At 44.3% G+C, this 20,444-nt stretch carries 21 protein-coding genes and 1 pseudogene; 10 read left to right on the forward strand and 12 right to left on the reverse strand.

Translation table 11 applies throughout. The annotated features are described in order from the left end of the window. Nucleotides 1-355: 355 nt before the first annotated feature. Entirely contained in the window at nt 356-547 is a 192-nt protein-coding gene (locus M5J74_RS01565) for a hypothetical protein (RefSeq protein ID WP_250015060.1), read from the reverse strand. Further along, the gene (rlmD, locus tag M5J74_RS01570; RefSeq protein ID WP_250015062.1) at nt 537-1,952 is read right to left on the reverse strand and encodes a 23S rRNA (uracil(1939)-C(5))-methyltransferase RlmD; all 1,416 of its coding nucleotides are present in this window, start codon (nt 1,950-1,952) and stop codon (nt 537-539) included. The genes M5J74_RS01565 and rlmD overlap by 11 nt, the downstream gene beginning before the upstream one ends. A gap of 77 nt (nt 1,953-2,029) precedes the next feature. Here rlmD and M5J74_RS01575 point away from each other — a divergent pair, with 77 nt between their 5' ends. Continuing rightward, nucleotides 2,030-2,515 (forward strand): allophycocyanin subunit alpha-B, encoded by a 486-nt coding sequence (locus tag M5J74_RS01575; RefSeq protein WP_015152396.1) that lies wholly within the window; start codon nt 2,030-2,032, stop codon nt 2,513-2,515. A gap of 125 nt (nt 2,516-2,640) precedes the next feature. On the opposite strand, the gene M5J74_RS01580 is transcribed toward M5J74_RS01575, so the two are convergent. The 5 genes from M5J74_RS01580 to M5J74_RS01600 all read right to left on the reverse strand — a co-directional run bounded on the left by M5J74_RS01580 (nt 2,641) and on the right by M5J74_RS01600 (nt 6,522). Continuing rightward, the gene (locus tag M5J74_RS01580; protein WP_250015063.1) at nt 2,641-2,871 is read right to left on the reverse strand and encodes a hypothetical protein; all 231 of its coding nucleotides are present in this window, start codon (nt 2,869-2,871) and stop codon (nt 2,641-2,643) included. A 367-nt stretch (nt 2,872-3,238) separates the two neighbouring features. After that, nucleotides 3,239-4,744: a UbiD family decarboxylase gene (locus tag M5J74_RS01585; RefSeq protein ID WP_250015064.1), complete on the reverse strand. Its 1,506-nt coding sequence runs from the start codon at nt 4,742-4,744 to the stop codon at nt 3,239-3,241. Nucleotides 4,745-4,862: 118 nt separating this feature from the next. After that, nucleotides 4,863-5,255 carry a type II toxin-antitoxin system death-on-curing family toxin gene (locus M5J74_RS01590; protein WP_106168887.1) on the reverse strand — a complete coding sequence of 131 codons (393 nt, stop codon included), beginning with the start codon at nt 5,253-5,255 and terminating at the stop codon, nt 4,863-4,865. Beyond that, nucleotides 5,242-5,427 (reverse strand): hypothetical protein, encoded by a 186-nt coding sequence (locus M5J74_RS01595; protein WP_015152400.1) that lies wholly within the window; start codon nt 5,425-5,427, stop codon nt 5,242-5,244. Before M5J74_RS01595 ends, M5J74_RS01590 begins: the two co-directional genes overlap by 14 nt. 60 nt (nt 5,428-5,487) lie before the next feature. Further along, a complete protein-coding gene (locus tag M5J74_RS01600) occupies nt 5,488-6,522 on the reverse strand; it encodes a glycosyltransferase family 2 protein (protein WP_250015066.1) in 1,035 nt (344 codons plus the stop codon). Nucleotides 6,523-6,733: 211 nt separating this feature from the next. On the opposite strand from M5J74_RS01600, the gene miaB reads away from it, so the two are divergent. The 7 genes and pseudogenes from miaB to M5J74_RS01640 all read left to right on the forward strand — a co-directional run bounded on the left by miaB (nt 6,734) and on the right by M5J74_RS01640 (nt 13,634). After that, on the forward strand, nt 6,734-8,098 hold the full coding sequence (gene miaB / locus M5J74_RS01605) for a tRNA (N6-isopentenyl adenosine(37)-C2)-methylthiotransferase MiaB (RefSeq protein WP_015152402.1): 1,365 nt from the start codon (nt 6,734-6,736) through the stop codon (nt 8,096-8,098). 86 nt (nt 8,099-8,184) lie between these two features. Then, on the forward strand, nt 8,185-8,826 hold the full coding sequence (locus M5J74_RS01610) for an antibiotic biosynthesis monooxygenase (RefSeq protein ID WP_015152403.1): 642 nt from the start codon (nt 8,185-8,187) through the stop codon (nt 8,824-8,826). Nucleotides 8,827-8,947: 121 nt separating this feature from the next. Next, nucleotides 8,948-9,343 (forward strand): VOC family protein, encoded by a 396-nt coding sequence (locus tag M5J74_RS01615; RefSeq protein WP_015152404.1) that lies wholly within the window; start codon nt 8,948-8,950, stop codon nt 9,341-9,343. Nucleotides 9,344-9,611: 268 nt separating this feature from the next. Continuing rightward, on the forward strand, nt 9,612-10,484 hold the full coding sequence (locus M5J74_RS01620) for an oxidoreductase (protein ID WP_250015068.1): 873 nt from the start codon (nt 9,612-9,614) through the stop codon (nt 10,482-10,484). 27 nt (nt 10,485-10,511) lie between these two features. Continuing rightward, nucleotides 10,512-11,423: an NADP-dependent oxidoreductase gene (locus tag M5J74_RS01625; protein WP_015152406.1), complete on the forward strand. Its 912-nt coding sequence runs from the start codon at nt 10,512-10,514 to the stop codon at nt 11,421-11,423. A 103-nt stretch (nt 11,424-11,526) separates the two neighbouring features. Beyond that, a pseudogene (gene rsmB / locus M5J74_RS33210) lies at nt 11,527-13,147 on the forward strand (16S rRNA (cytosine(967)-C(5))-methyltransferase RsmB). Nucleotides 13,148-13,211: 64 nt separating this feature from the next. After that, the gene (locus tag M5J74_RS01640) at nt 13,212-13,634 is read left to right on the forward strand and encodes a TerB family tellurite resistance protein (RefSeq protein WP_015152407.1); all 423 of its coding nucleotides are present in this window, start codon (nt 13,212-13,214) and stop codon (nt 13,632-13,634) included. 175 nt (nt 13,635-13,809) lie between these two features. On the opposite strand, the gene psb35 is transcribed toward M5J74_RS01640, so the two are convergent. From psb35 to M5J74_RS01655, 3 genes are all read right to left on the reverse strand, one after another. Beyond that, nucleotides 13,810-14,034, reverse strand: coding sequence for a photosystem II assembly protein Psb35 (psb35, locus tag M5J74_RS01645; RefSeq protein WP_041462317.1), 225 nt, complete (start codon nt 14,032-14,034; stop codon nt 13,810-13,812). A gap of 151 nt (nt 14,035-14,185) precedes the next feature. Continuing rightward, nucleotides 14,186-15,208: a homogentisate phytyltransferase gene (locus tag M5J74_RS01650; protein WP_106170130.1), complete on the reverse strand. Its 1,023-nt coding sequence runs from the start codon at nt 15,206-15,208 to the stop codon at nt 14,186-14,188. After that, nucleotides 15,208-16,059: a methyltransferase domain-containing protein gene (locus tag M5J74_RS01655; protein WP_106217460.1), complete on the reverse strand. Its 852-nt coding sequence runs from the start codon at nt 16,057-16,059 to the stop codon at nt 15,208-15,210. Before M5J74_RS01655 ends, M5J74_RS01650 begins: the two co-directional genes overlap by 1 nt. A gap of 131 nt (nt 16,060-16,190) precedes the next feature. Here M5J74_RS01655 and M5J74_RS01660 point away from each other — a divergent pair, with 131 nt between their 5' ends. Both M5J74_RS01660 and M5J74_RS01665 read left to right on the forward strand, forming a co-directional pair. Further along, entirely contained in the window at nt 16,191-17,525 is a 1,335-nt protein-coding gene (locus M5J74_RS01660; protein WP_015152411.1) for a TrkH family potassium uptake protein, read from the forward strand. 140 nt (nt 17,526-17,665) lie between these two features. After that, entirely contained in the window at nt 17,666-18,361 is a 696-nt protein-coding gene (locus M5J74_RS01665; RefSeq protein WP_015152412.1) for a TrkA family potassium uptake protein, read from the forward strand. Nucleotides 18,362-18,560: 199 nt separating this feature from the next. On the opposite strand, the gene lipA is transcribed toward M5J74_RS01665, so the two are convergent. Beyond that, nucleotides 18,561-19,430 carry a lipoyl synthase gene (lipA, locus tag M5J74_RS01670; RefSeq protein ID WP_371934103.1) on the reverse strand — a complete coding sequence of 290 codons (870 nt, stop codon included), beginning with the start codon at nt 19,428-19,430 and terminating at the stop codon, nt 18,561-18,563. Between the two features lie 105 nt (nt 19,431-19,535). Beyond that, nucleotides 19,536-20,435: a tRNA (5-methylaminomethyl-2-thiouridine)(34)-methyltransferase MnmD gene (locus tag M5J74_RS01675; RefSeq protein ID WP_250015075.1), complete on the reverse strand. Its 900-nt coding sequence runs from the start codon at nt 20,433-20,435 to the stop codon at nt 19,536-19,538. Nucleotides 20,436-20,444: the final 9 nt, after the last annotated feature.

The following is a 20,444-nucleotide window of genomic DNA, read 5'->3' on the forward strand; positions in this document are numbered from 1 at the left end:
TACTGCGAAGCTGTAAAAAACTTGTGCGTACGATCTGCGATCGCCACTCCATATAGACAACCAATCGAGCGAATCCAGCCTTTCTTCCTCAACAGCATATAGCCCCTTGGATATCTGCCAACCTTCAAAAACAACAGCCAACCTTATATATGCGTTATATATGCGTTGACTGTATTTTCACTTGAATTGTATTGATCGAGATTAAAATTGGCAGCTGCCTCTTAATCAATATTAGCATCTTTGTTATCTTCTATCCTACACATTTATGCGGATCTATCGTAATTATACCTAATAGGGGAGTTGGTAATGGGTAATGGGTAATGGGTAATTGTTATCAGTAGCTAGTGGCTGGTGGCTAGTGACTAGAAATTCTTCCTTGTCTTCCTTGTCTCCCTTGTCCCCCTTGTCCCCCTTGTCCTCCTTGTCCTCCTTGTCCCCCTTCGCCCCCTAATCCCCACTCCCTTCGGTCGCGGGGACCCCTTGTCCCCCTTGTCCCCCTTGTCCCCCTTGTCCTCCTTGTCCCCACACCCCACACCCTACACCCCACTCTCCCTCTCCAAGAAGGCTGCACACTCCACATGGGCGGTTTGGGGGAAAAAGTCGGCTGGTTGGACTCTGGTAAGGCGGTATTTGCCATTTTGACAGAGCAATTTTAAATCGCGGGCAAGGGTGGCGGCTTTACAACTGACGTAGACGATCCGCTGCGGCTGGGTTTGCAGTAGAGTTTCAATGACGGCGCGATCGCATCCTTGGCGGGGTGGATCGAGCAGTACAATATCTGGAGTCGTTTCGAGTTGGGGCAGCAGTTTTTCGACTTCTCCGACTTGAAATGTAGTGTTGGTAATCTGGTTGAGTCGGGCGTTGTTTTGGGCTTGTTCAACAGCGGCGGATTGAACTTCTAAACCGATTGCTTGTCGCACTTTTTGGGCTAGGGGTAAGGTTAAAGTGCCAATGCCACAATATGCATCTACTAAGATTTCGTCACCTTGTAAATTCAGGTGTTGAGTAATTTCCTGCAAGAGTGCCTCAGCCACCTCCGTATACACTTGAAAGAATGTATCGGGTAGCACATGAAACTTTAAATCCGCAAAAATTTCTAGTAGATACGGGTGTCCGGCAATACATCGGGTTTCACTGCCAAAAATAACGTTGGTGCGATCGCTTTGACGATTTAACGAGACTCCGACTAGCTGCGGATACCTGTTTAACCATTCTTGCGCCTGGGTTTCAATTCCAGGTAAGTCCCAATCTTTTACTACTAGAGTTAGCAGCATTTCTCCCGTACGGCGACCGATTCGTAAGGCTAAATGGCGTACTTGTCCTCTGTGGTGTTTTTCGTCATATACCCGCCATCCCCGCTGTTGAATGTCTTGTTTGACTTCTGCTAGCAGAGGGTTGAGGCGAGGATCTTGGACGGGGCATTGATTTAGGTTAATTAACTGATGGCTGCCTTTTTGGTAGTAGCCTGCTTGGATTTGTCCTGTAGCCGATTTTCCTAAAGGATATGTAGCTTTGTTACGATAACCGAGATCGGCATTCCCTGTTAAAACAGCATCGACAGGGGGATTAACAAAGCTGCCAATTCGTTCTAATGTCTGGATAACTTGATGGCGCTTGGCTTCCAGTTGATGTTCGTAGGCGATATGCTGCCACTGACAGCCGCCGCATTTATCAGCTACGATGCAGCGCGGACGAATGCGATCGCTAGAAGATTCGAGTAGTTCTTGGAGTTTACCGTAGGCGTATTGCGGCTTGACACGCACCAAACGCACCTTAGCGCGATCGCCTGGGGTAGTGTCGGGAATAAAGACAACCCTACTGTTGACACGCCCCACCCCATCACCACTATCATTTAGATCGGTAATGGATACTTCTACCAAGTCGCCCTGTTGCCAGCGGTCGGGAGTGCGATCGCTCATGTTTTGTAAATTTTGTCCCCTTGTAACAGACATAACTGAAAAGATCCCTTTATTTGGGGGACATGAAATCGCTAAACTACAAATGATATTCTGACTCATTACCTATAATCATGAGTGTAGTAAGCCAAGTTATTCTCAAAGCCGATGATGAGCTGCGCTATCCCAGCGCTGGCGAACTCGAAAACATTAAAAACTTTTTGCAAACAGGCATACAGCGGATGCGCATCGCCGCAACCCTAGCCGAAAACGAAAAGAAAATCGTTCAGGAAGCAAGTAAAAAACTGTGGCAAAAACGTCCTGACTTTATCGCCCCTGGTGGAAATGCCTATGGCGAACGTCAGCGGGCGCTGTGTTTGCGGGACTACGGCTGGTATCTGCGTCTAATTACTTATGGCGTGCTAGCTGGGGATAAAGAGCCGATTGAAAAGATCGGTTTGGTCGGTGTCAGAGAAATGTATAATTCTCTGGGCGTTCCCGTTCCTGGTATGGTTGAGTCAATTCGCTGTTTGAAGAATGCTTCTTTGTCTCTATTGAGTGCGGAAGAAGCAGCAGAAGCAGCACCTTATTTTGACTATATCATTCAGGCGATGTCATAGTTTTTGAGTTTGCTAAAGTAGCTCAAATTTGTTTTGGTTTAATATCAGCAAATGTCTCCCCACTCTTGGTAGTGACTGTGGCAGGTTTTATGTCAGGTTGCTAGCAAGTGGTGGGGAAACTTTTTTTATTTGTTTTGGAGTCGCGATAGGTATGATTTTAAAATTTCAATGTTTCCTGGTGGAGCGGTAACTGTATTAGGATCGTCTTTAATTCTCAAATAGTGTTCTTGTAGTGCAGCTTTGCGAATGCTGTCGTGTTCTTCTCCTACGTGTTCTAGGGCAAAGTCTATCAGTTCCTCGTTTGTCATTTGCTGAAGTTGCGATTTAAATTTCTCAGACATATTTTCTACTTGCATAGATTTAAGCTATTAATGTCACGCAAAGACGCAAAGGCGCAAAGAAATGTATAGATTTCTCTAGTGATGAGAAGTAAAGATCGTATGGGCAATGCTCATCCTAACTATTAGTTGTAGATACTTACTAGCCTTCAGAAGATAAGCTTAAGTGGGATAATTTAGTTGCGAAAACTCAACCCAAATTGATTGCTGCTGCTAAACAGGCTAAACAAGAAATTGCCGAAGGATTAGCACAGCCTTTAGATTACGACAAGCTATGATTACGATCGCTTTTTCCAATAAAAATTTTGATTGAATTCAATTTAGCGATCGCAATCTACACCATAACTTGTAGGGGCGCACAGCTGTGTGCCCCTACGAAACCGATTTAACGCATATCGTAACCGAACAAATTTGGATCGACTTCTCCTAGTTGCAAATCTGCCAAACCATATTCACTCCAACGCCTTTCTACCATTGCTGCTACATTAGGATCGGATTCTAAAGGTGCGCCCCATTCATGTTCTGTTTCAGGGGGAATTTTGGTAGTTGCATCAATTCCCATGCGTCCGCCTAAACCAATTTTCTCGCTGGCGAAATCGAGGCTATCGAAGGGTGTATTGGGCAAAATAAACACATCTCTGGTAGGGTCAACTTTAGAACTAATTGCCCATACTACCTGACGCGGATCGCGAATATTGATGTCCTTATCCACCACAATCACGAATTTAGTATAAGTAAATTGGGGTAAGGCACTCCAAAAAGCTAGAGCTGCCCGCCGCGCTTGCCCAGGGTAAGCTTTATCAATGGAGATAATCGCGGCTTTGTAGCTTAAAGCTTCCATTGGGAGGAAGAAATCGACAATTTCAGAAACTTGTTGCCGCAGAATAGGAGTATAGATCCGATTGAGCGCGATCGCCATCATTGCTTCTTCTTTTGGCGGACGACCGCTAAATGTGGTCAAATAAATTGGATCTTGGCGGTGAGTCATGCAGTGGAAACGCACCAAGGGCGAATCTTCCAATCCACCGTAATAACCCATATGATCGCCGAAAGGACCATCGGGTAAAACTTCCCCTGGGGTAATGGTTCCTTCTAAGACAAATTCGGAGTCGGCGGGAACTTCTAAATCTACGGTTTTGCACTTTGCTAAGTTCACTCCAGAACCGCTATAAAGTCCGGCGAACAGCCATTCTGATAAATCGACAGGGATAGGAGTAGCCGCCGCCATGATAATTAAAGGATCTACACCAAGGGCGATCGCTATTTCTAATTTCTTACCTTTTTCTGCGGCTTTACGCAAATGTCTTGCCCCACCCCGTACCGATAACCAATGTACGGTCATCGTGTTACGCGATTGTAGTTGTAAGCGATACACGCCGACGTTAGGCGTACCTGTCTCGCAATCTTTGGTAATGACTAAACCCAGCGTGATAATTTTGCCTGCATCCCCTGGATAGGGACGGATTAGGGGAAGTTTATTTAAATCGAGTTCGTCGCCTTGAACCACGACTTGCTGACAAGCGGGAAAAAAGTCTCTTCCTGGTTTGGCTTTGACAACATCAAATAACACCTTGCCAAATTCTACCGCTTGAGAAATCTTCTTCGGTGGTTTTGGCTGTTGCAGCATACTCAGCTTTTTCCCCAGTTCTTCTAATTCTTGGGGTGTCTGCATGTTCATCGCCCAGCAGATCCTTTCTACCGTCCCCATCAAGTTAACTGCTACGGGATGGGGCGAACCTTTGACGTTCTCGAACAATAAACCAGGACCACCTTGTTGTAACATCCGGTTAGAAATCTCGGCAATTTCTAAATCGGGATCGACTAATGCGGTAATTCGCCGCAATTGTCCTCTTTCTTCTAGAAGTTTGATGAATCCCCGCAAATTTCTCATATGGAAAGTGAGTAGTGAGTGGTGAGTGGTTGTCTGTTGGTCTGCGATCGCACCTCCCACTATTATTTATAATTATGAGAAAATATGACAAATCGAGCGAGAAATATCTGGCGATCGCTTACTGTGGCTTTATGTGTTGTTTTAATAGTAAGGTAAGTTCTTCCTTACTAATTTCACCTTGAGCTACTTGTAGTACTATTTGGTAGGCTTGCTCATCAGAAAAGCTTAAATTGCAGCCATTTAAACGCAAAAACGCTTCCATTGCACCAAAAGCAGTACGCTTATTGCCATCTAGAAATGGATGATTTTTGGCAATATGATAGAGATAAGCAGCTGCTTGTGCGTGAATCGTAGGATGCAGTAACTCACCAAAGAAAGTTGCTTTTGGTTGGAAGATGGCAGATTCAAGTAAGCCTTCATCTCTGATACCAGGCAGACCACCAAACTGTTCGAGTAAAATTTGGTGAATAATCAAAATATCATTTAGTTCTAAAAATTCAGGATTCTGCAAGGCGACGGTAAACCTCCTGACGTTCTTCAAGAGAAACTAAGAAAGCTTGTACTGCCTTGCTATGATTTGTTTCCGACTTTCGCTTCAGTGAGTAGATCGATTCTAAAATTGCCTGCAACTGAGGTTCGCTGAGGGAATCAATTTCTTGGATAATTTTTTCTCTGGTATTCATTTTGCGATTGGTAAGTGGTAATTGATAATTGGTAATTGATGATTTTCACTTTTGTCATTTTCAATGACGAATATTTAACGTATCTTGTTTAATTTTTCGTTCTTGGATAGTGCCGATCGCCTTTATAGCTAAAGTCTCAATTCGATTATATAATTTTTGCGGTAGTAGCAGGAGCAAGTAAGCGGCTATTAGGGTTGAGAGAGTTCTATAGGGTTCCTCAAATATTAATTTCCCATAATTAGCTAAAGCTAGATGAATTAATTTAACAGCTGTTTTTCCTTTCCGAAACCGGACGGCACTGCGGGCTAAATACCTGATGTAATAAGATTTTATTACTCCCCGCCAACGCAAGTTTAATTCTGGGGCGTACAAACGAGTTTTTTCAATTTCTTGGCTGGCAGATTCTAACCGCTTCAATAAGTTTGCTGTCATCCCTCCAGAATTGACTCTATATAGCGTCAAAGCTGCGGGAATACCTTCAATTTTCCATTGAGTTTGAATCAGAATCCGTAGTAAAAAATCGGTTTCTCCTCCCGATATCCTAAATTGTTCGTCAAAATAGCGATCTTCAAAATTGCCATGTTGTTGATGCGTAAATTTGATATCTTCTAAAACTTTACGACGTATGACTCCTGCCGAACCATTTCCAATTGGATTACAACGAATTAGATATGATAAGTTAATTCCTTTTAGTTTTGGCATTTGATAAGTTCCTAAACACTTACCACGTTCATCGATAAAACTAGAACGACAAAAACTCATGCCAACAAAAGGAGATGATTCTAAATGCGCAATTTGTTTTTCTAATTTTTGCGGCAGCCACAAATCGTCTCCATCTAAAAAGGCGATATATTCTCCTTTTGCATGACGAATTCCCGTGTTTCGTGCCGCTGGTACGCCGCGATTTTCTTGACGAATAATTCTAATTCTCGGATCGTCAAATTGCTGACAGATTTGTACACTGCGATCGGGCGAACCGTCATCAATGACTAGAATTTCAAAGTTTTTGTAAGTCTGTGCCAACACTGAATGAATTGTCGCTGCAATATATGGCTCACTCTTGTAAACCAAAACAATAACAGAAACTTTTGTCATCTTTGAGCTTTGCACCCAATTTAGGGGTAGTAAGATTTATCATACGGTAATGTTGCGTAAGAAAAACTTCCTTGCAGTAATATTTTTTACTAAAATAGCTTGCGGCTTAGCTGCGAGTCGAGCTAGAACCGTAAAAATCCGTGTAAAAATCTATAGTTCAAAAATCTATAATGGGTAAATGTAAAGCTAAATCCGAACTTGTCTGCACGTAATGATCGCTCCTAACCGCCGCTATCACATCACCACTTTTGGCTGCCAGATGAACAAGGCTGACTCCGAACGCATGGCTGGCATCCTTGAGGATATGGGCTTCGAGTGGTCAGAAGACCCGAATGAAGCAAGTTTACTCCTCTACAATACTTGCACGATTCGGGACAACGCCGAGCAAAAAGTTTATTCCTACTTAGGCAGACAGGCGAAGCGCAAGCAGGAACAAGCAGACTTGACAATAGTTGTTGCTGGTTGCGTGGCACAGCAGGAAGGCGAAACACTGCTGCGACGAGTACCGGAAATCGATCTCGTCATGGGACCCCAACACGCCAACCGTTTAGAAGAATTGTTAGAACAAGTATTCGACGGCAATCAAGTTGTAGCAACAGAACCGATTCAAATTGTCGAAGATATTACGAAACCGCGCCGCGATAGCACCGTAACAGCTTGGGTTAACGTTATCTACGGTTGCAACGAACGCTGTACTTACTGCGTGGTTCCCAACGTGCGTGGTGTAGAACAGTCTCGCACGCCGGAGGCGATTAAAGCCGAGATGGTAGAGTTGGGCAAGCAGGGATATAAAGAAATTACCTTACTCGGTCAAAATATCGATGCTTATGGGCGCGACTTACCAGGAACAACCCCAGAAGGCAGACACTTACACACGCTGACAGATTTACTCTACTACGTCCACGACGTACCAGGAGTCGATCGCCTCCGTTTTGCTACCAGCCACCCGCGTTATTTCACCGAACGATTAATTCGTGCTTGTGCGGAGTTACCCAAGGTATGCGAGCATTTTCACATTCCCTTCCAATCGGGCGATAATGAAGTCCTCAAACGGATGTCACGGGGTTACACCCACGAAAAATATCGGCGGATTATCGATAAAATTCGGCAATTGATGCCCGATGCTTCAATTAGCGCTGATGCGATTGTTGGCTTTCCTGGGGAAACTGAAGCGCAGTTTGAAAATACGCTCAAATTAGTGGCAGATATTGGTTTCGACCATTTGAATACAGCCGCTTATTCCCCACGTCCCGGGACTCCCGCTGCTTTGTGGGATGCACAATTAAGTGAAGAAGTCAAGAGCGATCGCCTGCAAAGATTAAATCATTTAGTTGCCACCACAGCCCAAGCGCGATCGCAGCGTTATTTAGGTAGAGTTGAGGAAGTTTTAGTAGAAGACCAAAACCCCAAAAATCCCCAGCAAGTGATGGGAAGAACCAGAGGAAATCGTTTGACGTTCTTTGATGGCGATATTATCCAGCTTAAGGGGCAATTAGTTACAGTCAAAATTACCGAAGTACGGGCTTTCAGTTTGACAGGAGAACCGATAGAGGCGCGTCAATTGGTAGTTGGTTGACAGTTGACACTTATCAGTGTAGAAAGCTGACTGTAACCGAAGGTGCGATCGATTGAGGATTGCTGTAGCTGAGTAGAGGTTTAAAAATGCCTTCTATTGCCAAACACAACGAGGTTATTACAGTCATCATTATTTTTGCTGTAGAACCAGAACAACAGCAGGAACTAATAAATACAATTGTGGAATTCGTGGAGGCAGATGTAAAGCACCAACCTGGTTTTGTTTCATCGAGTCTCCACAAAAGTTTAGACGGTATCAGAGTCCTAAACTACGCTCAGTGGAAAACTCTAGAAGATTACAAAGCTTTCCTCAATAACTCTGAAATACAAGCGCGGGGAGCAGCTAAATTAGCCAATTTTCATTTACTAGACTCCCGTGTATACGAGGTAACGATTTCTTTACCGGAATCAGCAGACCTCACAATTTCTCCAGGGCGCTTAATTCACCTGGGAGAATTTAGAATGAAGCCAGAAAATCAGTCTCGCTTGATAGAGCTAGAGCGAGAAAACGTCACAATTGCGTTAGAACACCCCGATCTATTATCTGCAAATTTTCACCGTTCGCTTGACGGAACGCGCACGATGAATTATGGATTTTGGCAAACTCTCGATAATTTTGAACTACTAGTCAAAGAACCAAAATTTGCTCCCGTGCGGGAATATTGGCAAGGTTTATCAGAAAACGAATTTCACCTGTACGAAGTCGTTTTCACCGAACCTCATGAGTAAAAGTCAAAAATTAAAAGTTAAAAGTCAAAAGCTCATAGAGCGATTGCTGATAACTGATAACTTTCTACAGACGTTAAATGTAACGTCTCTACACTAACAACTGACAACTGATAACTGAATTATGCAAGTTCGTACCTCTTACACTAGACTTTTAGTTACCGATCTGAAAGCTTGCTTTGCTTTCTATCGAGATATTTTGGAATTTAAGGTAATAGTAGATGCTACTCAGGAAGGGTACGCTGAATTTGCCGCTGGAGATATGAAACTAGCAATCTCGCAACGGCAAGAAATGGCAGAAATAATTGGCAGCGATCGCCTCCCACTTCACGCAGAATGTCAAGATCGTGCCGTGTTAGTTTTTGTGGTTGCCGATGTAGAAACAGTTTGTCACGAATTAAAACAAAAGGGAATTAAATTTACTAGAGAGCCAATGGCTAATCCTAGTTACGATCTCAAAACTGCTTATATACGCGATCCTGATGGAAACTTAATTGGGATTTATCAATATATGATTTAATCGAGTTGACGATCGATAGGTCTGCAATTGAGTTGACAATATAGCTCTCATTGTTCTACCTTGAAATATGCATGAGGAACTATCGCTCGTTGAAAATACAAAGCAGAAATTAAGAAAGTAGCGAGTGTAAAAATTAAGCGATACTTTTCTTGTTCTCAGCTAGCTGTATCGCACCAAATTGAGTTTGGTTAAAAATTTCAAACCAAAACGTACAACTGACAATTCAATCGCGCCATAGAGTAAACCAATTCAGCAATTGGAGAGTTTTATGACATCTGTGCAAAATTCTCGCGTGTGGTTGATTACAGGTAGTTCTAGTGGGTTCGGGAGAGCGATCGCCCAAGCAGTATTAGATCGGGGCGAGAAAGTCGTAGTAACGGCACGAAATCCCCAACATGTTGAAGATATTCAGACAAAATATCCCGATCGCGCTCTAGCAGTGCAGCTAGACGTGACTCAGCCAGCACAAGTCAAGGCAGCAGTAGAAACGGCGATCGCTAAATTCGGACGCATTGACGTATTGGTAAATAATGCTGGCTACGGTACGATGGGGGCGTTGGAAGAACTCAGCGATGAAGCAACTCGCCGCCAGTTTGAAACGAATGTTTTTGGGGCGCTGAACATGATGCGAGCAGTGCTACCCTCGATGCGACAGCACCGCAGTGGATACATTCTCAACCTTTCTTCGGTAGGTGGTTTCGTGTCTTTTCCTGGCGCTGGGATCTATTGCGCGACTAAGTTTGCTCTAGAAGCCTTGTCTGAAGCACTTGTCAAGGAAGTAGAGTCGTTAGGGATTAAAATTATCATTGTCGAACCAGGGGCGTTTAGGACGGATTTCAACGGGCGATCGCTCGTTTTAGCCGATACTCAAATTGCCGACTACGAACCTATAGTTGGTGGTCTCCGTCAGTGGCTGCAAGATATGGATGGCAAGCAACCAGGCGATCCCGTTAAAGCAGCCGAGGCAATGATTCAAGCCGTAAATAGCGATAACCCACCTTTAAGACTCGCTTTAGGTGCAGATGCCGTGGATGCAATTGAAACAAAACTAGAATCAGTCAAGGCAGAGATGGAGGCTTGGAAAGACGTAGCCGTGAATACAGCTTATGAAGGGGCAGCTGTCGGCGCGATTGGAGGTTAACTGTTCTATACATACTCCATACAACTTATGAAAGCAATTCGGATGCACGCTTATGGTGGCGTAGATGTCTTGAAGTACGAAGACGTGCCGCTACCTCAACCCGCAGCAGATGAAGTTTTGATTCGGATCTATGCAGCAGGAGTAAATCCTGTAGATTGGAAGATTCGCGAGGGATATGTGGGTAAAACCTTCAATTTGCCCCATATTCTCGGTGCTGATGTTGCGGGAGTTGTGGAGTCTGTGGGTGATGCAGTACGGCGACTGAAGCCAGGAGATGAAGTGTACGGCTACGCTAGCTTGCGGCGGGAAGGTACGTATGCTGAATACATTGCTGCTAGAGAATCGGAAGTCACGCTAAAACCCAAAAGTATCGACTTTATTCAAGCAGCAGCTTTACCAGTGGCAGCGCTGACATCCTGGCAGGCAATGTTTGATACGGCGCACTTAGAGGCAGGACAAAAAATTCTGATTCATGCCGCATCTGGTGGAGTAGGATCGATCGCCGTACAATTAGCAAAAGCCAAGGGTGCGCGTGTTATCGGTACGGCTTCTACTCGGAATACTGAATTTATCCGCAAATTGGGAGTAGACGAAGTCATAGATTATCAGGCAACACCATTTGAAGATGTCGTGCGCGATCTCGATGTGGTTCTAGATACAATTGGTGGTGAAACAAGAGCGCGATCGCTCAAAGTTCTCAAACCAGATGGGATACTCGTTTCAATTGTCGGTTCACCACCAGAAAGTGCCAGCGTGCGAGTTGCGATTACCCACGTACAACCAAATGCGGCGCAATTAGATGAAATTACCACTTTCATCGACTCAGGGCAAGTTAAACCGTATGTCGAAACCGTACTACCCTTGAGCGAAGCCGCACAAGCACACCAGTTAAGCCAAAGCGGACGGACGCGCGGTAAAATCGTGCTGCGGGTTGACTAAAGGAAGAAAGCACTAAATTTTTCTCCGATCGCCAAGTCGCTGCATACTAGTACCTATACTTAAATGAGTTGGTGTATTCGATCGAGCTAACTTATAATCGCGCATGGAAAATCCTCGCCAACTAGCTTTTATCGCTCTCAAGGCAGTACATCGCGATGCATATGCAGATGTCGCTTTAGATCGGGTACTTAGTCAATCGAATTTAAATCCTAACGATCGCCGTTTGGTAACAGAATTAGTCTACGGTAGCGTCAGAAGAATGCGATCGCTCGACGTTCTGATCGATCGCTTAGCTAAAAAAAAATCTCATCAACAACCCCCCGACTTACGCACAATTCTGCACATTGGCTTATACCAGCTATGTTATCTGACTCAAATTCCCTCTTCTGCCGCTGTCAACACGACAGTGGAATTGGCGAAAACTAATGGTTTTGCCGGATTGAAGGGATTTGTCAATGGGATTTTGCGTCAGTTTTTACGGGAGTCGGTAGGGGGGGTTTCCAAACCCGTCCGTACGGGAGTCGGGAGTCGGAGGACAAGGGAGACAAGGGGGACAAGGGGGACAAGGGAGACAAGGGGGACAAGGGGGACAAGGGGGACAAGGGGGACAAGGGGGACAAGGGAGACAAGGGGGACAAGGGGGACAAGGGGGACAAGGGGGACAAGGGGGACAAGGGGGACAAGGCAGAGGGGGGAGACAAGGGAGACAAGGGGACAAGGGGGACAAGGGGGACAAGGGGGAAAAACAACCAACTACCAACTACCCATTACCCATTACCCATTACCCATTACCAGAAGATCCAGTTGAAAGACTAGGAATTCTACACAGTTACCCTAATTGGATCATTGAATTGTGGTTGGAACAGTTGGGTTTGGTAGAAACAGAACAACTATGTGAATGGTTTAATCAACCGCCAGCGATCGATCTACGAGTTAATACTTTACAAACTTCTATCGAAGAAGTAGAAACGCAGTTGCAAGCAGCAGGGGTGTCTGTAACTCGGCTTCCCCATCTACCCCAAGCCTTGAGGTTGACTGGAAGTATTGGTGCAATTCAGAATTTACCTGGATATAGTGCGGGATGGTGGACTGTCCAAGATAGTAGCGCTCAACTTGTGAGTCACGTACTCGATCCGCAAGCGGGGGAAGTTGTCATTGATGCTTGTGCTGCACCTGGAGGTAAGACAACTCACATAGCCGAATTGATGCAAGATCGTGGAACAATTTGGGCTTGCGATCGCACGACATCTCGTTTGAATAAGCTTAAAGTAAATGCCGAACGCCTACAATTGCGATCGATCAAAATTTGTCCCGGCGATAGCCGTTCTCTGACTCAATTTACGAATATAGCCGATCGCGTGTTGCTTGATGCTCCCTGTTCTGGATTGGGAACTTTGCACCGCCACGCCGATGCTCGTTGGCGACAAACACCCGCATCAGTGCAAGAACTTGCTAACCTACAAAAAGAACTACTCGATCGCACGGCTACCTGGGTGAAACCTGGTGGCATTCTTGTCTACGCCACTTGCACTCTTCATCCTTTAGAAAATGAAAGAGTAGTGGAATGGTTTTTATCAAGCCATTCCCAATGGCAAATCGATCCTCTTCCACCCAATTCTCCTGCAACTCCATTTTCCACTACCGCAGGTTGGCTAAAAGTATTTCCCCATCAGCATCAAATGGATGGCTTTTTTATGGTTCGATTGAAGAGAAGGGAGCAGTGACTAGTGGCTGGTGGCTAGTGACTGGAAAAGAGAAACAAGACTAACCAACTACTAATTACCAAAAATGACTAATAATTCTAATACCAAAAATTTAATGAAAATCTTGATCGGTGCTGCTTGGTTGGACGGCAAAATTCAACCGGAGGAAAGAAAATATCTTCAGCAAGTCGCTCAAGCAAAAAATTTGGCTGACGATCCAGAGATTCGACCTTTACTCAACGAACTCCGAACAGTACAGCCTACAGAATGTTATGAATGGATTCAAGCATATTTAGGCGATCGCCCTAGTGAAACAGCTTACCAAAGTTTGATTGAAGCTATTAGCGGCTTAATTTATAGTGATGGCGACGTTGCCGTAGAAGAAGCTCAATTGCTTAACAAAATAGAGTCTTCTCATTCAGAGGAAACAGAGCATCATTCCATGCACAATTCCGCAATTCACGCGATCCAAAATCTCTACCGTCGTTGGGTAGAGACTCAAAATTAGTCGTTGGTCATTTGTTATGAGTGGCTAGTGGCTAGCGATCGGTGGTTAGTAGCTGAATTCTCGATCTAGTCACTCCTCACCAGTCACTAATCGCTGATAACTAATAACTCTGTACAGACATTACATATAACGTCTCTACACTGACTTTTGACCTTTGACTTTTGACCTTTGACTTTTATTTTGGTTCGCCAACTCCGGGAGTTTCTTCTTTTTTCACTTCTGGGACTACGCTGGGACGCTCTTTATCTTCCCAACCTACAGGACGCTTGGAATTATACCAAGCAACTGAACCAATTGTCGCAGCAGCAATAAAACCAACTACATATACTAGAGTTGCAGAGATTGGAAAGTGGGGCTGATTTACTGCCGCATCTGCTGCTGCTTGCATTAATATCTGCATAGTCATAATTTCCTCAAATTGCTAATACTACTGTTTAGACCCTATACAAACAGAGTACCATTTCCATCCTCCCCAGGAAAGAAGCAGCAAACAGTGACCAGTGACCAGCGACCAGTGACCAGTTATCAACCACCAATTACCCATTACCTAACTAACCCAACAAACAAGCTACCGGAAACAAAATATATTCTAAGAAGAAGAGTTTCCAAATGAATTGATAGCAACTGGCGATCGCGCTTTTATCTTGTAAGTTTACTTGACGGCTGCGCCACCATAGCAAAGCTAAGAGTAATAAGTGGGTACTGATGAGAAAAGTTGAGTTGACTGAGGGAAGTCCTAGAATTCCGGCAATTATTATACCTATATAACATGTAGTTATTACCCAAAGTGCTAGGTTAAAAACTTTTTCTTTCCCTAAAGCAATGGTAAAAGTTGTAATGTGATATTGGCGATCGCCTTCCAAATCGGGAATGTCTTTAAAAATTGCGATCGCAAAGGTAAATACCAAAATAAATAAAGTTAACGTCCAAACCGAGCTAGGAATTCCTGAAACTCCTTGCCATAACCAGTTAAAATGCAAAAATAATCCTAAATTAACTATCGCTCCTCTAACAGAAAAAATGCATAAAGCTGCCCAAAAAGGAAACCTTTTCAATCGGATTGGTGGTAAAGAATAAGCTGTTCCAATTGCTAAACTTATTGCTACCATGCCAAATAAATACCATCCAGCAGCCCCAGCTAATACCAACGCCAAAATTCCCGTTATGGCTATCAAAATTTGACCTGTACGCTGTGAAAAATCACCAGATGCTATTGGTAAATGGGGTTTATTAATTTTGTCAATTTCAACATCTTCTAGTTGATTCAAGCCAACAATATAAATATTGCCGCACAGACAAGCAATCCACGCCAATAACAGTGGCTGTAGGGGCGGGTTTAGCCAATGAACCATGCGTTCGATGAGAGAACTATCGGCAAAACTCGCCCGTACATTAGTCGGGAGTTGGGAAAGAGCGATCTGCGCATCAAAGGCAATTAAATACATTCCTAAGACGCTCAAACTCGTACCGATAATGGTGTGGGGACGCGAGAACTTCCAAAAAGCGTAAAGCCACTCAGCCAAATTTAATCGCCTTACTTTCGGCGTTCTCTGCGTCTTGACGGTACGTTTCATTACTTAATCCCACACAACAAGCCAAATCGAATTAAACCACGCTGGTAGCCCCGCTGCATCAGCCCCAGAGACAGTGCTGCTTGAATTGTTTCCCACCCAGATAAAATTAAACCTAATATTGCCGTGGGATTAAGAGCGGAATCGATGACTACATCCCAAAACGGCGCTACGGCAGTTGACCAATCTGCGGTACGGATGCTGTTTAAATTAAGATTGCGGGCGATCGCTTCATATTCCGGTAAGGCGATCGTGTAAGGTAAGTGATACACCTGGTAAATCTCGTTCAGATGCTTTTGCTCGTCTGCTGTCAGAATACCTCCTGACTTAGCATCCGTAGGGCGATGACACCAAGTCACCATGACTAGCTTTCCCCCAGGTTGCAGCACGCGGTAGCACTCTTGCATGAACTTAACCTTATCGGGCATATGTTCGCCGCTTTCTAATGCCCAAACAAAGTCAAAGCTGTTATCCGCAAAAGGCATATTCTGAGCATTTGCAACTAAAAATTCGGCTTTTTGACTCAAACCCATCGCTTGAGCGCGTTGAGTCGCTCGATTCGCTTGAAATGGGCTAAGAGTAATTCCCGTGGCTTGGGCATTGTATTTTTGGGCAAGATACAGCGAACTACCACCTATACCGCAGCCGACATCGAGGATATGCTGTGCTTGCTCTACATCTGCCCATTGCAGCAGTTCTTCAATCAGATCGATTTGTGCTTGTCGCCGCTCTTTTCTCTGTTTTCCATCTGTGCCATAGTAGCCATGATGCATGTGTTCCCCCCACACCTGTTCCCACAAACTAGAGGAGGAATCGTAAAATTGCCCAATCCGCTCGTAAAGTGTCGCACTCATCACAACTCAGTATTAACGTAACCCGCAATTAGCCTACCATAAAGAATTCGGAATTCGGAATTCGGAATTCGGAATTAATTCCTCTTGCTAACTACCAAATAACAATTATCAATTACCAATTACCAAAAATAATGACTGTTCCTCGAACTATTTCTTTAGGATTTTTAGCGGTGATCGCTGTTGGAACGCTGCTGCTGATGATACCTTTTTCTTCTAGTAGCGGTGATTGGACTAACCCAATTGTGGCACTGTTTACGTCTACTTCTGCTGTTTGCGTCACTGGGCTATCTGTAGTAGATGTGGGAACTTATTTCTCATTTTTTGGACAGGTAATTTTGGTTGCTTTAGTGCAAATTGGTGGTTTGGGTTACATGACAGCCACCACTTTTTTATTAGTTTTGATTGGAGTGAAATTTGGGTTGCGCGATAAAGTGGCAATCCAACAAGCACTCGACCGAACGGGGTTATCTAATAGTGCCGATTTAATCCGTTCGATTATTGGCGTAACCCTGATTTTTGAAATTACAGGAATCTTTCTACTTTTACCAGTTTTCACACCTCAATATGGACTCGATCGCGCCCTTTGGTTAGCTATTTTTCATAGCGTAAACTCTTGGAACAATGCTGGTTTCAGTTTATTTAAAGATAGTTTTATCGGTTTTCAATCGTCAATTTTATTAAATTTAGTCGTCACAGGATTAATTATCTTTGGTGGTATTGGATACGGAGTCCTTTTTCAAATTTATATTTATTTGCGCGATCGCCTCCAACGCAAGTCAGAAAGAGTCGTGTTTTCGCTAGATTTAAAAGTAGCAATTAGCACGAGTTTGATTTTATTGATTGCAGGTACGGTTGCTTTCTTTTTAATTGAATCGAGAAATCCCAATACTTTCGGTAATCTCAGTTGGCAAAATAAAATATTAGCTGCTTGGTTTCAGTCTGTGACTCCCAGAACGGCTGGATTTAACACAATTGATATTGGCAAAATGACTAATGCTGGCTTATTTCTTACTATTGCTTTTATGTTTATTGGTGCAAGTCCAGGTGGTACGGGTGGAGGTATAAAAACGACAACTTTGCGCGTGTTAACTAGTTGTACCAAGGCAATTCTACAAGGGAAAGAGGACGTGCTACTCTACGAGCGTCAAATTCCACTTAACCTGATTTTAAAAGCTGTTGGCGTACTAGTTGGTTCGATCGCCACGGTAATACTAGCAACAATTTTGATATCCTTGACTGACCCGAACATAGATTTTATTCAAATCTTGTTTGAAGTCGTATCTGCTTTTGCTACTGTAGGACTTTCGACAGGAATCACCGCTAATGTCTCTGCTGCGGCTAAGTTAGTCTTAATCGCCACCATGTTTATCGGACGGGTGGGTATTTTGTTACTCATAGGAGCCGTACTAGGAGATCCTCGCCCTACTGCTATCCACTATCCCGAAGAAAATTTACTTGTAGGTTAAATCGCTACGAACGAGATATACCAAGAGATTTAAGCAAATATGCTGTTTTCGAGTGGTAAAGGTATATATTTGAGTTGGAACGATTTAGTAACTTTACTTCACATAAGAAGTAAGGTTGATTGAAGCAAAGGTATAAGCGTGTGAATCTGTCGTCTTTAGGTTTTTTTCGCAGTCTCCGCAAAGATAACCACCAGTTTGCGGTCATTGGCTTAGGACGGTTTGGGCGTGCTGTCTGCTCTACTCTACATCGGTTGGGTTATGAGGTATTAGCAACGGACATTGATGAGAAAAACGTCAATCAGGTCATGAGCGAACATATTGCAGCTCACGCCGTACAACTCGATTCTACTGACTCTGTAGCGTTAAAAGAAGCGGGAATTTACGAGTTTGATACGGTCATTGTTGCGATTGGTAACTATATACAAGAAAGTATTATTACGACGCTGAACTTGAAAGAAGGTGGCGTACCGCATATTGTGGCAAAAGCATCTTCAGGGGTTCATTGCAAATTGTTACATCGCGTTGGCGCGGATCACGTTGTCTTTCCTGAGTATGAAGCAGGATGCGAGTTAGCGCGATCGCTCACCAAACCAGCTATTCTCGATCGCTTCGACCTTGACCCAGATAATAGCATTGTTGAAGTCATCGTACCTGACGAATTTCATGGCAAAACAATCGGCGATCTACAAATTCGCAACCGCTATGGTTTAAACTTGCTAGCGGTGAGTCAAGATGGCAAATTTGAAATCAACCCCGATCCTAGAAAACGCTTAGAGAAGGGTTCTGCTATGGTTGTAATTGGTTGTAATAGGGATATTAATCGCTTGCCAATTTAACTTGGCTTGCATCTATAGATGTCATAATTTTTTTCATGCGATCGCCATTTCTGTGTCACTTTTTTGTCACATTCACTCATTAGCATGTTTGTAAGTAGACTCTATGTCTGCTCCTCACACCACACTTCAAGGTAACCCTTCCGCACCACGACGGGAGGGTTTTTTTTGGTTTTTATTTGTAGAGACGCGCGATCGCTTTTTAGCGAGGATAACGCTGCATTAACTCCCGTACTTGTTCGGCGTGATAGGAACTACGGGTGAGAGGTGAAGAAACCACTTGTAGGAAACCCAAAGATTCACCATACTCCCGCCAAGCATCAAATTGTTCTGGAGCAATAAAACTATCTATTTTTAAATGCTTTTGGCTGGGTTGAAGATATTGTCCTAGCGTGAGGATATCGCAATTGACAGCCCGTAGATCTTGCATCACCTGGCGAATTTCCGTATCGGTTTCTCCCAGTCCTACCATCAGACCAGATTTGGTGTAGACAGAAGCAGCTAAAGTACGCGATCGCCTTAACAATTCTAAGGAGCGATCGTAGTCTCCTTGGGGACGTACTCGCCGATACAGGCGGGGAACGGTTTCTGTATTGTGATTTAAGACTTCTGGTTGCGCCTGTAAAATCGTCGCCAAAGCATCCCAATTCGCACATAAATCGGGAATCAAAACCTCAATCGTAGTTTGAGGCGATACCTCACGAATCGCTTGAATACAGCCAACGAACTGAGATGCACCCCCATCCGATAAATCGTCTCTATTTACGGAAGTGATCACGACATGATTGAGCCGCAGCCGCCGAACTGCTTCAGCTAGGCGTTGTGGTTCTGTGGGGTCTAGGGGTTGAGGTTTTTTCTCAAAATCAATATCGCAGTAAGGACAAGCACGGGTACAAGCTGGTCCCATAATCAAAAATGTTGCCGTACCTGCATTAAAACACTCGCCAATATTAGGACATGAGGCTTCTTCGCAGACAGTATTGAGGGCTAAATCCCGCAAAATGTCTTTAACTTTACCGACGCGCTGCCACTGCGGCGCTTTTACCCGTAACCACTCTGGCTTAACAGTCACAATTAACTTCAACTAAGGTTCCTAGTCTAGATTTTATCAAGTTAGGGAGTGGTAGTTGGTAGTTGGTAGTTGATAATTGGTAATTGGTAGTTGGTCACTGACTTGCTAAACGTCTCTACTTCTTCGCTTGCGCCAGCGGGAAGTTGGTTCTAAGCAACTGGTTTGTTGCTCTTGAACTCTTCGTTGACAAATTATCTCTGCTGGATCGCACAACTGAGGATCGCGATAGGGGATTGCCGCACGAGTCTGTAAATGCTCTCGTTCTTCCTGAGAAAGGGAAGGTAAGCCAGAATCATGCCAACTAGCTACAGTACCAGGCGATCGCCTACCTACGGGTGATGTGGAACCAATTTTTAACCCCGCTACTTGCAAAGCCGATCGCACGGATGCAGCGCAGGAATATGTTGCCAAAATTCCACTCTTATGCATACATCGAGCCACGTACCCTAAAAATTCCACCGTCCACAATTGAGGACAGGTAGGCGGAGAAAACGGGTCGAGAAAAATTGCGTCTGCCTGAAAACCAGATGCTTGTAATGTTTGAATCGTCTGCCTTGCATCGCCAAGTAGTAACTTTGCTTGCAGGCGATCGCTTGTAACTTGATGCGTTGTTGCAAGTTGGGTTAATTGGGGTAAAAGTGGCGACCAGTTATCGAGGAGATTGTGGGCGATCGCCGCTTGGGGTACTGTTGGATCTAACTCCAATCCTGCAACTTCTATTTCACAATTGGGATTCTCTTCCCAGATAGCTGCTAAAGCAGCGGCTGTATTGTAACCCAACCCATAACATACATCTAATAATCGTAAAGATTTTTGTTGCCGCGCCTTTTGCCGTAGTTTTGTCGGTTCCACAAACTTAAACTCAGCTTCCTGACGCGCCCCAAACTGACTGTGATATGCTTCGCCAAATTCGGCTGAGAAAAACGTGTAAGAACCATCGGCTGTGATTTGGGGGGAGTAGGAGGAGTGGCTGGTGGCTAGTGGCTGGTGGCTAGAATTGCTCACTTGTCCTCC

Source organism: Chroococcidiopsis sp. CCNUC1, from assembly GCF_023546805.1.
GTDB classification, from domain to species: Bacteria; Cyanobacteriota; Cyanobacteriia; order Cyanobacteriales; family Chroococcidiopsidaceae; genus Chroococcidiopsis; species Chroococcidiopsis thermalis.

What these genes read in the sequence shown, in the direction of transcription:
- M5J74_RS01575 (WP_015152396.1), top strand. Translation starts at nt 2,030, where the DNA reads ATGAGTGTAGTAAGCCAAGTTATTCTCAAAGCCGATGATGAGCTGCGC.
- M5J74_RS01625 (WP_015152406.1), top strand. Translation starts at nt 10,512, where the DNA reads ATGAAAGCAATTCGGATGCACGCTTATGGTGGCGTAGATGTCTTGAAG.
- M5J74_RS01600 (WP_250015066.1), bottom strand. Translation starts at nt 6,522, where the DNA reads ATGACAAAAGTTTCTGTTATTGTTTTGGTTTACAAGAGTGAGCCATAT.
- rlmD (WP_250015062.1), bottom strand. Translation starts at nt 1,952, where the DNA reads ATGTCTGTTACAAGGGGACAAAATTTACAAAACATGAGCGATCGCACT.
- M5J74_RS01655 (WP_106217460.1), bottom strand. Translation starts at nt 16,059, where the DNA reads ATGAGTGCGACACTTTACGAGCGGATTGGGCAATTTTACGATTCCTCC.
- miaB (WP_015152402.1), top strand. Translation starts at nt 6,734, where the DNA reads ATGATCGCTCCTAACCGCCGCTATCACATCACCACTTTTGGCTGCCAG.
- M5J74_RS01580 (WP_250015063.1), bottom strand. Translation starts at nt 2,871, where the DNA reads ATGCAAGTAGAAAATATGTCTGAGAAATTTAAATCGCAACTTCAGCAA.
- M5J74_RS01650 (WP_106170130.1), bottom strand. Translation starts at nt 15,208, where the DNA reads ATGAAACGTACCGTCAAGACGCAGAGAACGCCGAAAGTAAGGCGATTA.
- M5J74_RS01660 (WP_015152411.1), top strand. Translation starts at nt 16,191, where the DNA reads ATGACTGTTCCTCGAACTATTTCTTTAGGATTTTTAGCGGTGATCGCT.
- M5J74_RS01620 (WP_250015068.1), top strand. Translation starts at nt 9,612, where the DNA reads ATGACATCTGTGCAAAATTCTCGCGTGTGGTTGATTACAGGTAGTTCT.
- M5J74_RS01595 (WP_015152400.1), bottom strand. Translation starts at nt 5,427, where the DNA reads ATGAATACCAGAGAAAAAATTATCCAAGAAATTGATTCCCTCAGCGAA.
- M5J74_RS01585 (WP_250015064.1), bottom strand. Translation starts at nt 4,744, where the DNA reads ATGAGAAATTTGCGGGGATTCATCAAACTTCTAGAAGAAAGAGGACAA.
- psb35 (WP_041462317.1), bottom strand. Translation starts at nt 14,034, where the DNA reads ATGCAGATATTAATGCAAGCAGCAGCAGATGCGGCAGTAAATCAGCCC.
- M5J74_RS01640 (WP_015152407.1), top strand. Translation starts at nt 13,212, where the DNA reads ATGACTAATAATTCTAATACCAAAAATTTAATGAAAATCTTGATCGGT.
- M5J74_RS01615 (WP_015152404.1), top strand. Translation starts at nt 8,948, where the DNA reads ATGCAAGTTCGTACCTCTTACACTAGACTTTTAGTTACCGATCTGAAA.
- M5J74_RS01610 (WP_015152403.1), top strand. Translation starts at nt 8,185, where the DNA reads ATGCCTTCTATTGCCAAACACAACGAGGTTATTACAGTCATCATTATT.